This is a genomic window from Stutzerimonas azotifigens, from assembly GCF_013522725.1.
GTDB classification, from domain to species: domain Bacteria; phylum Pseudomonadota; class Gammaproteobacteria; order Pseudomonadales; family Pseudomonadaceae; genus Stutzerimonas; species Stutzerimonas azotifigens_A.
In genome coordinates this window covers 274081-287700 of sequence record NZ_JAAMRF010000005.1, presented here as the reverse complement: position 1 = coordinate 287700, position 13620 = coordinate 274081, and the positions used below count along the sequence as shown (strand labels likewise).

Genomic DNA, 13620 nt, shown 5'->3' with positions numbered 1-13620 from the left:
ATGACCTGTTTCAACCCGGACCGGCCTTTCCCAGCGATGCGTCCCCTTGCCGTCGCTGTGCTGTTGCTGTCCCTCGGCGGCTGCACGCTGGGCCCCGACTACCAACGTCCGACGCTGCCCGCGTCGGCTGAATTCAAACAGGCCACGGGCTGGAAGGCCGCAACGCCAGCCGATGCGCTGCAGCGCGGCGCCTGGTGGCAGCTCTACGGCGACCCCGAGCTCGACGCGTTGGTCGAACGGCTGAACGTCTCCAATCAAAGTCTGGCCGCGGCCGAAGCGCAGTACCGTCAGGCCCGGGCGCTGGTGCGCAGCGCACGCTCGCAGCTGTTCCCACTGATCGGTGCGAGTGCCGGCGTGACCCGCTCGAGTCAGGGAAGCGGGAGCAGCAACTCCCAGTTCGAACAGAGCGGCAGCCGTCGCGACAACTACGAAGCGGGGGTGAACGCCTCCTGGGAACTGGATATCTGGGGCCGCCTGCGGCGCAACCTGGAGGCCAACCGGGCCAATGCCGAGGCCAGCGCCGCGGACCTGGGCGCCGTCAAGCTGAGCTTGCAGGCCGAGTTGGTGCAGACCTACCTGCAGTTGCGCGTGATCGATGAGCAGCAGCGCCTGCTCGACCAGACCGTGGCCTCGTTCGATCGCTCGCTGCGCCTGACCCAGAACCAGTACGACGCCGGTATCGTTCCACGCTCCGATGTCGCCCAGGCGTTGACGCAACTCAAGAGCACTCAGGCCCAGGCCATCGACCTCAAGTGGCAGCGCGCCCAGCTCGAGCATGCGATCGCCGTGCTGGTCGGCGTTGCGCCGTCCGAACTCGGCATCGCAGTGAGCGACCGGATCCCGTCCTTGCCGGCGGTCCCGCTTGCCTTGCCGAGCGAGCTGCTCGAGCGGCGGCCGGATATCGCTTCGGCAGAGCGTCAGGTGATCGCCGCCAACGCGCAAATCGGCGTGACCCAGGCGGCCTGGTATCCGGATCTGACGTTGTCGGCCAGTGGCGGCTACCGCAACAGCAGCTTCAGCGATCTGTTCAGCGTGCCCAACCGCTTTTGGTCGCTGGGCCCGCAGCTCGCGGTCACCTTGCTCGATTTCGGCAGTCGCCGCGCCGAGCTCGAGCGCGCCGAGGCAGTCTACGATCAAACGGTGGCGAACTATCGGGAAACGGTGCTGCAGAGTTTCCGCGAGGTCGAGGACTACCTCGTCCAGTTGCGTGTGCTGGAGCAGGAGGCGGTGGTGCAGCGCGAGGCATTGGAAGCCGCTCAGGAATCGCTGCGGCTGATCGAAAACCAGTACCGCGCCGGCACGGTGGATTTCCTCAGCGTCGCCACGGTGCAATCCAATGCGTTGAACAACGAACGCACCAACCTCAGCCTGTTGGGCAGTCGGCTCACCGCCAGCGTGCAACTGATCGCAGCGCTCGGTGGTGGCTGGCAGAGTAGCGAACTGGAGCTTGAGGTACCGGAGGCGACCGGAGATTAATCATTGCCCATAAAAAACCAGGCCGAAGCCTGGTTTTTTTATGCTGCGCCGGACGCGTTACTGGTTTTGCTGCTTGCGGTTGACCGTTTCAGCGGCCTTGACGATGTCCGGGCCGATCTCGGCTTCGAACTGCTTCCATACCGGACGCATCGCGTTGCGCCAGGCTTCGCGCTCTTCGGCGGTGAGGGTGATGATTTCCGAGGTGCCGGCCTGGCGAACGCGTTCGCGTTCGGCCTTGTTCAGGGCCTCGGCCTGTTGGTTCACGCTATAGGTGACTTCATCCACGATCCCTTCGAGGACGACGCGGATCGAATGCGGCAGGCTGTACCAGAAGGACGAATTGCTCACCAGCATGTAGTCCAGCACGCCATGGTTGGACTCGGTGATGTAGGGCTGAAGGGTGTGCAGCTTCTTGCTGTAGATGTTCGACCAGGGGTTCTCGGCGCCCTTGACGGTACCGTTTTGCAGCGCCCCGAAGACTTCCGAGAAGGGCAGCATCCGGCTGGAAGCGCCGATCTGGGCGAACTGGGCTTCGATCACGCTGGATTGCTGGATGCGGAAGGTCAGACCGGCTGCATCGCTGGGTCGACGCAGCGGACGGGTCGCGGAAAGCTGCTTCAGGCCGTTGTGCCAGAAGGCCAGGCCAACGATACCGCTCGACTCCATCGAGCGCAGCAGCTGCTTGCCCTTGGCGCGCTTCTGGAAGCGATCGACCGAGTCCTGGTCGTCGAACAGGAAAGGCAGGTCGAATATCTGCAGCTGCTTGGTGTATTTCTGGAAGTTGGCCAGCGAAGGCGCGAGCAGCTGCACCTCGTTCTTGCGCAGTGCCTCGAGCTCGTCAGCGTCGCGCAACAGGGTAGAGTTGGGGTAAACCTCGACAACGACCTGACCGGGAAGCCGCTCTTCCACCAGACGTTTGAACAGCACCGCACCGTTACCCTTCGGGGTATCTTCGGTGACGACGTGGGAAAACTTGATGACGATGGGGTCCGCCTGGACGGTAACGCTGGCCAGCGCTAGAACGACGCTGGCGAGAGTGATGATCGGCTTGATCATGAAGGACTCGGTCTATGTTGTGCGGTTGTTGGCGTGCGTGCGTATCAGTCTTTGCCGATTGCGCACGCGGCGAGGCGATCAGCCAAGGCTTATGCCAAAGATGACGTGTCATAAAAAGCCTGCGCCAACAGAGAGCTGAAGTAGGTCACATTTTTCTTGTGAATAATGCCCGAGCACTTGCCGGGTATTGCATAGGGTGTTTTGCAATGTTCATGGATGACCGTTGGGCGCTCAGCTTTGCCGGCTGAGTCAATTGCTTTGGCCTGCTGATGACACCCTCGTAATCCTGAGCCTGATCGAACAGCGTCTGGAAACAGCCAAAATCTGTGTCTACTGCAATTTTCATGAACTTAAGCAGCAATATCTTTCGTTGGAGCTGATGGAAAAAGCGCAGGAAAATGGCTGGTTTTACCAAGGGGCGAATGCGCAAGATGCGAGACCGCTTCATCAGTCATCTCAAGGCGTTTTGCGCAACATCCTTCAGTACTCGCCCGCAGGAATGGCTCCGTGCCGGAAGTGGCGTCGTGCTCGCCATGCTCGCGGTGCTCTCGGCGGACCTCATGCTGTTTGGTCCCACCGTCTCACTACCGCTGTCCGGTCCGGTGGCGGCCTCGGCCTTTCTTCTGTTCGTAGCGCCGTCTAGCCCCTTCGCCCGGCCATGGTCGGTCTTCGCTGGCAGCCTGATAGCAACCTTGGTCGGGGTGTCGGTCGGGCTGGCGGGACTCGATCCGGTGCTCGCCGGTGCGCTCGCCGGAGGCCTCACGCTCGGCAGTCTGGCGGCGCTGCGCTGCCTGCATCCGCCGGGGTGTGCGCTGGGCTTGGTGGCGGCGCTGGGCGGGCCGGTCCTCCATGATCTGCATTACACGCTGCTGCTGCCGGTAGGCCTCAATGCCGCGTTGCTGATCGCCGCCGCGTTGCTCTACAACAACCTCACTGGTCATACCTATCCGAAAACGCCGACGCCCCGCGAGAACGGTCATCACACACGAGACCCACTGCCGGACGACCGCCTGAGCTTTACCCAGGCGGATATCGGCCAAGCGCTGCAGGACTTCGGTGAATACGTCGACGTCATGCCCGAGGACCTCGAACAGCTGATACGTCAGACGGAGCGGTACGCGTTGCGGCGCACGATGGGGCGGATCTGCGCCGCTGACATCATGTCCCGGGATCTTTACCACTGCTCGACCAGGACTTCAGTGCGCCAGGCGCTGCGTGCCCTGCAGCATCATCATCTGCGGGCATTGCCCGTGGTCGAGAAGGGCACCGGGCGGCTGCTCGGTATCATTACCCTGACCGACCTGCTGCGTGTTTCTCGGCCCGGGTTGCTGCGGCTGGGGAGGCTCGGACCGACCGAGCGGGTCGGAGACCTGATGAGTGCGCCGGTCGTGTCGGTCAGCGGCGAGACGCACATGGTCGAGCTCGTTTCGCTGCTTTCGGACCGCGGTCTGCACTGCCTGCCGGTGGTGGATACCGAGCAGCGCTTGATGGGTATCGTTACCCAGACCGACCTCGTCGCCGCACTGTATCGGCACTGGATCTACCACCTGCCAGGCTCGGGTCAGACTTCGTAGTACCAGCGAGACCAGTCGATTTCTTCGTCGGCCACTTCGCGAAGGGCATCCAGCGCGGAGCGAAGAGCCGTGCCATCGGCTGCACGTGCGTATACGAGAAAAATGGGGTGGGTGAACTCGGGTGCGTTATGGACGAGTTTCAGGCTGCCCTCATTGAGATAGCGCTGCACGACGCGGGTGCGAAAATAGCCGCGCCCGCCGTATTGCAGCAGGTACTGCAACGCCAGCGGACCGAGGCTGAAGCTCAGCGGTGCATTCAGGTGTTCCGGCAGGGCGGCGTCGTGCTGACTGCGAAACGACGGCCCCCAGTCGACGTAGAGATATGGTTCGGGCTTGCCTGCATGCACCACTTGCACGAGTTTTTCTTCAAGCAGCTGCTCTATCTGAAAGCCCGGGCGGTATTCGGGCTGATGCACGAGCACCACATCCAGGGCGCCCAATTCGAGCTGATCTTGCAGCTCGGCATCGCTGGCGATTCGCGTACGTACCGCATGGCTGGGCATCGCCTGGCTCAGCCGCCGCACCCAGGCCAGCATCAGCGGGTTGCACAGGCTGTGCTCTGCACCGAGGTTCAGCAGGTCGCGATAGCCTGACGGCAGTGGCAAGTCGCGACGTGCTGCGTCCCAGGTCTGCACCAGCTGCGTGGCGTGGCCGGCGAAGCGCTCGCCATCGGCTGTAAGCGTCGCGCCCGAGCGGTTGCGGATGAACAGCTGGCAGCCCAGCTGCCGTTCGAGGCTTTGTATTCGGGCGGTGACGGCCGTTTGCGTGAGGTGCAGACGCTGGGCCGCAGCGACGAAGCTGCCAGCGCGCACGATCTCCAGAAAGGTGGCGGCGAGTTCGATGTCCATGACGGCGCGGCTGTGGGGTGGGGCGTCAGTGTAGCGAAGCGTAGGTTGCAGAGTATTGCCCTTGGATGCTGCATGCCTGGGGCGAAAAAGATTTCTTAGTCACGTTCGCTCCGCAGGGTGTCCCGACAGCCTATGCCGATCCCCCAGGGCCGCCTTGATCTGGCTCAAGCTCGACGGGCGCCGGCGTGCCGGGCAAAAAAAAAAGCCCCGCGACCAGGAGCCAATCGCGGGGCAAAGGTGAAGCGGATGCGAGGAAAAGGTCAGCTGCTGATGTCCCAACCGCCGCCGAGCGCCTTGTAGATGGAGACGATGCCGCGGTACAGATCGACCTCGGCCTGCGCCTGGGCGTCTTCGGCGGCCAGGCGCTCGCGCTCGGCATCGAGCAGGACGAGGAAGTCCACCGTGCCTTCGCGGTAGCGGATCGCCGCCTGGCCGGCCGCTTCGCGGCTGGCATCGGATTGGCGCACCAGGGCCAGTAGGCGTTGCTGGGTCTTGGCGTAGTCGCTGAAGGCGTTTTCCGATTCTTCCAGGGCCAGCAATACCTGCTGCTCGTACTGCGCCAGGGCGCCATCGGCATCGGCGCGGGCACCGCGCAGGCGGGCCCGCACACTGCCGAGGTCGAAGGCGGCCCAGCTGATGGTCGGTGCGACGCCCCAGGCCCGAGCAGCCGAGGAGCCTATCTGCGAGCCACGTCCGGCGGTGAAGCCGAGAAACCCGGAAAGGCTGACCCGGGGAAAGAGGTCCGCCGTTGCCACGCCAACGTTCGCCGTGGCGGCTGCCAGCTGGCGTTCGGCCGCATTGATGTCCGGGCGGCGACGCAGCAGTTCCGCTGGATCGCCGATCGGCAGCGCCTTGGCGATCGCCGGCAGCTCGCGCGGGGAGAGGTCGACCGTGAGCTGATCGGGGCGCTGGCCCATCAGCGTGGCGATGCGGTTGCGGGCCCGTACCTGCTGGGCCTGGAGCAGTGGCAGTGTCGCTTCGATGGCGGCCAGACGCGCATCGGCGCGCAACACGTCCAGCTGGCTGCCGATGCCGGCTTCGCGCAGCTGTTCGGTCAGCCCACGGGAGTCCTGCTGGTTTTCAAGGTTGGCGCGGGCGATGCGTTCACGCAGCTGGGCACCGCGCAGATCGCCGTAGGCATCGACCAGATCGGCGATCAGCGTGATCTGCAGCTGATAGAGCTCGGCCTCGGCGCTCTGCGCCTGGGCCTCGCTGGATTCGAGCTGGCGCTGAATGCGCCCGAACAGGTCGATCTCCCAGGCCATATCAAGGCCCAGGTCATAGCGCTCGGCATTGCCGCGGCGCTCGCTGAAGCCCGGTTGCTGCGCCTTGCCGACTTCGGCGCTGGCGCGGCTGCTGACGATCGGCAGCGCGTCGTTGCCGACGTCGTCACGGATCGCCCTGGCCGCACGCACCCGGGCAAAGGCGATGCGCAGTTCGCGGTTCTCTTCGAGCGCCTGCTCCACCAGTTGGTCGAGGGTGCGGTCTTCGAACTGGCGCCACCAGGCGCTCTCGAAGCGGCTGCGGTCGAGCGACGCCGCCTGCGCGTGGATCAGGTTGGCCGGCGCGGTCTCCGGCGCGCGGTAGTCCGGGCCTACCGCACAGGCGGACAGTGCCAGTGCGAGCAGGGCGGGGGCAAAGGCCTTCATGCATGAATCTCCTTGAGACGGGTCTGCCGGCGTGCTTCGCGGCGTTCGACGAAGGCGCGCAGCAGGACATAGAACACGGGGGTCAGCAGCAACCCGAAGAAGGTCACGCCGAGCATCCCGGAGAACACCGCGACACCCATCGCGTGGCGCATCTCGGCGCCGGCGCCACTGGATATCACCAGCGGAACCACGCCCATGATGAAGGCGAAGCTGGTCATCAGGATCGGCCGTAGACGCAGGCGGCAGGCTTCGAGCACAGCGGCCACGCGGTCGAGGCCTTCTTCCTGTTTCTCCTTGGCGAACTCGACGATGAGGATCGCGTTCTTGCACGCCAAGCCCACCAGTACGATCAGGCCGATCTGGGTGAAGATGTTGTTGTCGCTACCGGCGATGATTACCCCGGCGATTGCCGAAAGCAGCGTCATCGGCACGATCAGGATGACCGCGAGCGGCAGACTCCAGCTTTCGTACTGGGCGGCCAGTACCAGAAACGCCAGCAGTACGCAGAGCGGAAAGACAAACATTGAAGTGTTGCCGGAGAGGATCTGCTGGTAGGTCAGGTCGGTCCACTCGAAGGTCATGCCGTTGGGCAACTCCTCACGCAGCAGCCGCTCCATCGCCGCTTCGGCCTGTCCGGTGCTATAGCCGGGCGCCGGCGCGCCATTGATTTCGGCGGTAATGAACCCGTTGTAGTGCATGACGCGATCCGGCCCTGCGCTGTCGCTGACCTTGACGAAGGTCGACAGCGGCACCATTTCGCCCCGGTTGTTGCGAACCTTCAGCTGACCAATCTGCTCGGCTTCGAGCCGGAACTGCTGCTCGGCCTGTACGTTGACCTGGTAGGTCCGGCCGAACCGGTTGAAGTCGTTGGCGTACAGCGAACCGAGGTAGATCTGCATGGTGTCGAAGATGTCGTCGATCGCCACGCCGTGGGTCTTGGCCTTCTCCCGGTCGATCGCCGCTTCTACCTGCGGCACGTTGACCTGGTAGCTGGAGAACAGACCGGCCAGTTCGGGCACGCTCTGGCTCTTGGCGATGATGTTCTGGGTCTGACGGTAGAGCTCGTCATAGCCCAGGTTGGCACGGTCCTGCACTTGCACACGGAAGCCGCCGATGGTGCCGAGGCCCATCACCGGTGGCGGCGGGAAGATGGCAATGAAGGCATCCTGAATTCCGCCGAACTGGCCGTTGAGTTCTCCGGCAATGGCACCGGCCGACAGCGAGGCGTCCTTGCGCTCGGCGAAGTCCTTGAGGGTGACGAAGACGATCCCGCTGTTGCTGCTGTTGGTGAAGCCGTTGATCGAGAGGCCGGGGAAGGCCACGGTGTTCTCGACGCCGGGATGCTTGAGGGCAAGCTCCGACATCTTCTTGATCACGTCTTCGCTGCGGTCCAGCGTCGCTGCGTCCGGCAGTTGGGCGAAAGCCACCAGATACTGCTTGTCCTGCTGCGGCACGAAACCGGTCGGCGTGTTGGCGAAGCCCATCCAGGTCAGGCCCATCAGCCCGGCGTAGATCAGCACCGCAATGCCGCTGCCGCGCAGGATGCGGCGCACGGCCCCGACGTAGCCGTGGCTGGCGCGATCGAATACCCGGTTGAACGGCTTGAACAGCCAGCGCCCGAAGAGGGCATCCAGCACGCGGGAAAAGCGGTCCTTCGGCGCATCGTGGGCGCGCAGCAGCACGGCAGCCAGCGCCGGCGAAAGGGTGAGCGAGTTGAACGCGGAGATGACCGTAGAGATGGCGATGGTCAGCGCGAACTGCTGGTAGAACTGCCCGGTAAGCCCGGAGATGAAGGCGGTCGGCACGAACACCGCGCACAGCACCAACGCCGTCGCCACGATCGGACCGGTGACTTCCTTCATGGCCTGCTTGGTGGCCTCGACCGGCGTTTTGCCCAGATCGATATTACGTTCGACGTTCTCCACCACCACGATCGCATCGTCCACGACGATACCGATCGCCAGCACGAGGCCGAACAGTGACAAGGCATTTAGCGAAAAACCGAACATGTGCATGACCGCGAAGGTGCCGATCAGCGAAACCGGTACCGCTACCAGCGGAATGATCGAGGCACGCCAGGTCTGCAAGAACAGGATCACCACCAGCACCACCAGCACGATCGCTTCGAGCAGGGTATGGACCACCGCCTCGATGGAGCCACGCACGAAGATGGTCGGGTCGTAGACGATTTCGTAATCGACGCCCTGGGGGAAAGCTTCCTTGAGCTCGGCCATCTTCGCCCGCACGTTGTTGGACACGTCGATGGCGTTGGAGCCTGGGCGCTGGAAGATCGGCATGGCCACGGCGGGCTTGTTGTTGAGCAGCGAGCGCAGAGCGTATTGATTCGAGCCAAGCTCAATCCGCGCAATGTCCCTCAGGCGGGTGATCTCGCCGTCTTCACCGGCGCGCACCACGATGTTCTCGAACTCCTCCTCGCTGACCAGCCGGCCCTGGGTGTTGATCGACAGCTGGAAGCTGTTGCCGGCATTGGACGGCGGCGCGCCCAGCGAGCCTGCGGCGACCTGGCGGTTCTGCTCGCGAATCGCGTCAACCACGTCGGTTGCGGTGAGGTTGCGCGAAGCGACCTTGGTCGGATCCAGCCAGACGCGCAGCGAGTATTCGCCGAGGCCGAATAGCTGCACGTCGCCGATGCCGTCCAGCCGCGCCAGCTCGTCCTTGACGTTGAGCGTGGCGTAGTTGGACAGGTAGAGCATGTCGTAGCGCTCGTCCGGCGACGTCAGGTGCACCACCATGGTCAGGTCGGGCGAGGCCTTGTCGACGGTGACGCCCAGGCGCTGCACCTCGGTCGGCAGAGTCGGCATGGTCCGGGTGACGCGGTTCTGCACCTGCACCTGGGCGGTATCCAGATCCGTACCGAGGGCGAAGGTGATGGTCAGGGTCATCCTGCCGTCGGAGGTGGCCTGGGACGACATGTAGAGCATGCCCTCGACGCCATTGATGGCCTGTTCGAGCGGCGAGGCGACGGTTTCGCCGATGACCTTGGGGTTCGCCCCCGGGAAATTGGCGCGCACCACCACGGTCGGCGGTACCACTTCCGGGTACTCGCTAATGGGCAACTGGAACAGCGCGATGGCGCCGCCGATCAGGATGATCAGCGAAAGCACCGCCGCGAAGATCGGCCGCAGGATGAAGAATTGAGAGAAGTTCATCGGAGCATGTCCTGTGTATCGCTCGGCAAGGGGGCACCGCTGCCCGCGACAAGCGGGCAGGGCACAGCACTACAACAAGGGTGAACGCCTCCCGCGGCGCGGGAGGGTCAGGCATCAGCTTCTGGGCGCACCGTTGCCATCGCGGCGGGCAACGCTCGGGGCCGGGTTCTGCTGTGCGGCCTCGATCGCTTCGCGCTGGCTGGCCAGGGCAGCGAGGGTGGCTTCGCTTGCCATGGGTACTTCCTGCGGCTCGACATGCATGCCCGGGCGCACCCGCTGCAAGCCGTTGACCACGATGCGCTCGCCCTTGGCCAGGCCGCTGCGCACGATGCGCAGCCCTTCGAGGCGCGGTCCGAGTTCGACGGCGCGGTAGTCCACGTCACCGTTGGCGCCGATGACCAGCACGAACTTCTTGCCTAGGTCCGTGCCGACGGCGCCGTCCTGGATCAGGGTGGCGTCGTAGCGGCCGCTGCCCACCAGTTTCAGACGGGCGTACAGCCCCGGGGTGAAGCGCCCGTCGCGGTTGTCGAACACGGCGCGACCGCGGATGGTGCCGGTGCGCGGGTCGACGCGGTTGTCGATGAAGTCCATGTGGCCGAGATGTGGATGACCGTCTTCGTTGGTCAGCCCGAGATAGACCGGTGTCGCATCGCCGCGCGAGCCCTGGCGGGCCAGTTCGCGCTGCTTGAGGTAGACGCGCTCGTCCGCCTCGAAGTAGGCGTAGACGCGATCGGTGGAGACCAGCGTGGTAAGCAACGTGTCACCGGCATTTACCAGGTTGCCGGCGGTCACCACGGCATTGCTGACCTGTCCGTCGATGGGCGCGGTGATCTGCGTGAAGCTCAGGTCCAGACGTGCCGAGTCGAGCTGGGCCTGAATCGCCGCCACCGCCGCCTTGGCTTCCTCGGCGGCGCTGATACGCGCATCGGCCAGTTCGGCGGAGATCGCGTTGCTCGAACGCAGGCGTTCGCCACGCTCGGCCTCGCTGACGGTACGGCGTTGCTGAGCACGGGCTTGTTGGAGCTGGGCTTCGAGCCGCTTGACCTCGGCCTGGAACGGGCGTGGATCGATCTGGAACAGCAGGTCGCCTTTTTTCACCCGGGCGCCTTCGGTGAAGGCCACCTTGTCGATATAGCCCGACACCCGTGGGCGGATCTGTACCGACTCGGGTGCCTCCAGGCGTCCGGTCAACTCGTCCCATTCGGTAATGGGCTGCTCGATCACCTGGGCGACGCTGACGGCAGGCGCCGGCGGCGCGGCCGACGCGCTGGCTTGGGGTGCCTTGTCGCAGGCGGCGAGGGCGACGATCGCGAGAGCGGCCAGGGGAAAGCGCAAGGCCTTGAATGACTGATCCATGTAACGGGCTCCGCAAAGCAGGGAATAGACAGTGGGGCGAGTGTGCGTGTCGCGCGGTGGTACGACGAATCGAACGAGGCGAAGATGAATATCACTGTCGATGATGGTTTAACTGTATGTATCGATGCAGGTGAGGATCAGCGGACAGCGCCCTTGCGTGGCGCAAGGTATGACCGTCCACCCAACGTTGTATTGCAGTTGGGCGCGAGTTAGAGGCTGTCCGGATCGCCGATGAACATCTGAATGCGCGAACGCAGCCAGCGCTCGGCCGGGTCGTTGTCCTGAGCGCCGCGCCAGGCCATCGACAGCTCGAAGGTGGTGTCTGTCTCGAAGGGCAGCGGCTCGGCGCGCACGCCCCCATTGGCGGCAAGGGCCGCAGCGGCATAGTCGGGCACCGTGGCGATGATGTCGGTACCGGCGATCAGGCTGGCCAGGCCGTTGAACTGGGGAACCGCCAGCACCACCTTGCGCTTGCAGCCACGCAAGGCCAGTTCTTCATCGATGAACCCGTTCAGGTCGCCGGCGAACGAGACCATCGCATGGGGCCGCGCGCAATATTCATCCATGCTCAGCGCACCGGGCTTGGAGTCTGCCCTCAACAGTCTCGGCCGGCTACGGCGCAGGACCTTGCGCTTGGCGTTGGCTGGCAATTCGTCGGTGTAGCTGACGCCGACCGAGATTTCGCCAGAGGCCAGCAGGCTCGGCATCAGCAGGTAGTTGGCGCGCCGTACCACCAGCACCACGCCCGGAGCCTCGGCGCGGATGCGCCGCAGTAGCGGCGGCAACAGGCCGAACTCCACCTCGTCGCTCAGGCCAATGCGGAACACCATGTTGCTGGTGGCCGGGTCGAACTGGCTGGCACGACTGACCGCCGTGGAAATCGAGTCCAGCGCGGGCGAGAGCAAGCCGAAGATTTCCTGAGCGCGCGCCGTCGGCTCCATGCTGCGGCCGGTGCGCACGAACAGTGGATCGTCGAACAGTGAGCGCAGACGCCCGAGTGCGGCACTGATCGCTGGTTGGCCGAGGAACAGCTTTTCCGCGGCGCGGGTAACGCTGCGCTCGTGCATCAGCGTTTCGAAGACGATCAGCAGGTTGAGGTCGAGGCGACGAAGGTCGTTACGGTTCATGCCATCCACGCAGTAGTCAGTGACCGGATAATCGAGCGTTACCCGATAAACAGATGTCTCAAGGCAAATGGTAGTGTCTCGTGCCAGGATGACGAATGCCCGATCGTATCGGTGCCTTGCCTGATCCAGCGGCATAAGAGCACGCCGGCACGCCGCCGTCGACTGCTCTAAGCCGCTTCAAAGAGGTCGAGTGGTCGAGATCATTAGCACCGGGCATGAGCACTATCAACAGGAATACCCCTTCGATGGGTGGTGTTGTTCGGGGAGTGCGGATAGAGTCGCTCCAGCCTAGAAGTACGAGTGAGGTGCACGATGTCGCGCATGATCAAATTTCACCAGTTCGGCCCCGCCGAAGTACTGCAATTCGAGAACGTCGAAGTCGGTTCGCCTGCGCCTGGCGAAGTGCTGATTGCAGTCAAGGCGATCGGTGTCAGCTGGAACGACGTGCTCTGGCGTCAGGACTTGGCGCCGCGTCATCCGCGCTTGCCCACGGGGCTTGGCAGCGAGGTCGCCGGGGAAGTACTGGCGGTCGGCGAGGGCGTCGAGCGCTTCAAGGTCGGCGACGCAGTGGCAAGCTTCCCGGCGCACGATCTCAATGACTATCCCGCCTACGGCGAGCGCGTGCTGATGCCGCAGACGTCGCTTGTCCAGTATCCGGACGTGCTGAGCGCCGAGCAGGCGTGTGTGCATTACACGCCGCTGTTGATCGCGTATTTCGGCCTCAAGGACCTGGCACAGCTGCAAGCCGGTCAGCAGGTGCTGATGACCGATGCCAGCCACTGTACGGGCCCGTCGGCGGTGCAGCTCGCTTCTGCCCTGGGCGCGCGGGTGATCGCAACCACCGATACCAGCGAAGACCGGGACTTTCTCCTGGATCTCGGCGCAAATGTGGTGATCGCCACCGAGGAAGAGGATCTGGTCGGGCGCGTCCAGAAACTCACCGAGGGCCGTGGCGTGGAAGTCATCCTCGACGCCTGCGGCGGTTCGCAGATGGCCTTGCTCGGCGACGTCATCGCGCCGCGCGGCAAGCTGATCCTCTATGGGCTCAATGGCGGCAACGAGACTGCATTCCCGGCGTGCGCCGCGTTCGAAAAGAACATCAAGTTCTTCCTGCACTGCCTGGGCGACTTCACCGGCCTGCCGGAGCTTGGCATCGCTCAGGACGCCGAGGCGGTCGAGCGGGCGCTGACCCACATCAACCAGCTCACCGCAGACCGTCTGCTGCAGCCCGCCATCGCTCGCGTCTACGGTTTCGACGAAGTGGCCGACGCGCACCGCTATCTGGAAAGCGGCGCTGCCCGAGGCCGAGTGGTATTGCGAGTCGAGTGACCGCAGGTTCCCGTTCGGCGGGCGCGCCGCCCGCT

The 13620-nt window shown here is 64.2% G+C and carries 10 protein-coding genes; 3 read left to right on the top strand and 7 right to left on the bottom strand.

Annotation, left to right across the window (positions count from 1 at the left end; genetic code table 11):
* The gene (locus G7026_RS12050) at positions 1-1476 is read left to right on the top strand and encodes an efflux transporter outer membrane subunit (RefSeq protein ID WP_181071223.1); all 1476 of its coding nucleotides are present in this window, start codon (positions 1-3) and stop codon (positions 1474-1476) included.
* A 57-nt stretch (positions 1477-1533) separates the two neighbouring features.
* Here the strand turns inward: G7026_RS12050 and G7026_RS12045 are convergent, their stop codons facing one another.
* Together G7026_RS12045 and G7026_RS12040 are read right to left on the bottom strand one after the other, a co-directional pair.
* Positions 1534-2529, bottom strand: a complete 996-nt coding sequence (locus G7026_RS12045) for a TRAP transporter substrate-binding protein (protein WP_181071222.1) — start codon at positions 2527-2529, stop codon at positions 1534-1536.
* A 148-nt stretch (positions 2530-2677) separates the two neighbouring features.
* Entirely contained in the window at positions 2678-2980 is a 303-nt protein-coding gene (locus G7026_RS12040; RefSeq protein ID WP_181071061.1) for a hypothetical protein, read from the bottom strand.
* On the opposite strand from G7026_RS12040, the gene G7026_RS12035 reads away from it, so the two are divergent.
* On the top strand, positions 2964-4106 hold the full coding sequence (locus tag G7026_RS12035; protein WP_181071059.1) for an HPP family protein: 1143 nt from the start codon (positions 2964-2966) through the stop codon (positions 4104-4106). The two genes, G7026_RS12040 and G7026_RS12035, sit on opposite strands and share 17 nt — an antisense overlap.
* On the opposite strand, the gene G7026_RS12030 is transcribed toward G7026_RS12035, so the two are convergent.
* From G7026_RS12030 to G7026_RS12010, 5 genes are all read right to left on the bottom strand, one after another.
* Positions 4094-4954, bottom strand: coding sequence for a LysR family transcriptional regulator (locus G7026_RS12030; protein WP_181071057.1), 861 nt, complete (start codon positions 4952-4954; stop codon positions 4094-4096). The genes G7026_RS12035 and G7026_RS12030 overlap by 13 nt on opposite strands.
* A gap of 260 nt (positions 4955-5214) precedes the next feature.
* Positions 5215-6603 (bottom strand): efflux transporter outer membrane subunit, encoded by a 1389-nt coding sequence (locus G7026_RS12025; protein WP_181071055.1) that lies wholly within the window; start codon positions 6601-6603, stop codon positions 5215-5217.
* Complete coding sequence (locus G7026_RS12020; RefSeq protein WP_181071053.1) at positions 6600-9773, bottom strand: efflux RND transporter permease subunit; 3174 nt, start codon at positions 9771-9773, stop codon at positions 6600-6602. The genes G7026_RS12025 and G7026_RS12020 overlap by 4 nt, the downstream gene beginning before the upstream one ends.
* A 114-nt stretch (positions 9774-9887) precedes the next feature.
* Positions 9888-11129: a multidrug efflux RND transporter periplasmic adaptor subunit MexE gene (gene mexE, locus G7026_RS12015; protein ID WP_181071051.1), complete on the bottom strand. Its 1242-nt coding sequence runs from the start codon at positions 11127-11129 to the stop codon at positions 9888-9890.
* A gap of 209 nt (positions 11130-11338) precedes the next feature.
* Positions 11339-12256, bottom strand: a complete 918-nt coding sequence (locus G7026_RS12010; protein ID WP_258190252.1) for a LysR substrate-binding domain-containing protein — start codon at positions 12254-12256, stop codon at positions 11339-11341.
* 312 nt (positions 12257-12568) lie between these two features.
* On the opposite strand from G7026_RS12010, the gene G7026_RS12005 reads away from it, so the two are divergent.
* Positions 12569-13585 (top strand): zinc-dependent alcohol dehydrogenase family protein, encoded by a 1017-nt coding sequence (locus G7026_RS12005; protein ID WP_181071049.1) that lies wholly within the window; start codon positions 12569-12571, stop codon positions 13583-13585.
* Positions 13586-13620: the final 35 nt, after the last annotated feature.

Coding starts and splice junctions, on each gene's coding strand:
- G7026_RS12050 (WP_181071223.1), top strand. CDS start 1: ATGACCTGTTTCAACCCGGACCGGCCTTTCCCAGCGATGCGTCCCCTT.
- G7026_RS12035 (WP_181071059.1), top strand. CDS start 2,964: ATGCGAGACCGCTTCATCAGTCATCTCAAGGCGTTTTGCGCAACATCC.
- G7026_RS12040 (WP_181071061.1), bottom strand. CDS start 2,980: ATGAAGCGGTCTCGCATCTTGCGCATTCGCCCCTTGGTAAAACCAGCC.
- G7026_RS12030 (WP_181071057.1), bottom strand. CDS start 4,954: ATGGACATCGAACTCGCCGCCACCTTTCTGGAGATCGTGCGCGCTGGC.
- G7026_RS12025 (WP_181071055.1), bottom strand. CDS start 6,603: ATGAAGGCCTTTGCCCCCGCCCTGCTCGCACTGGCACTGTCCGCCTGT.
- G7026_RS12020 (WP_181071053.1), bottom strand. CDS start 9,773: ATGAACTTCTCTCAATTCTTCATCCTGCGGCCGATCTTCGCGGCGGTG.
- mexE (WP_181071051.1), bottom strand. CDS start 11,129: ATGGATCAGTCATTCAAGGCCTTGCGCTTTCCCCTGGCCGCTCTCGCG.
- G7026_RS12010 (WP_258190252.1), bottom strand. CDS start 12,256: ATGAACCGTAACGACCTTCGTCGCCTCGACCTCAACCTGCTGATCGTC.
- G7026_RS12005 (WP_181071049.1), top strand. CDS start 12,569: ATGTCGCGCATGATCAAATTTCACCAGTTCGGCCCCGCCGAAGTACTG.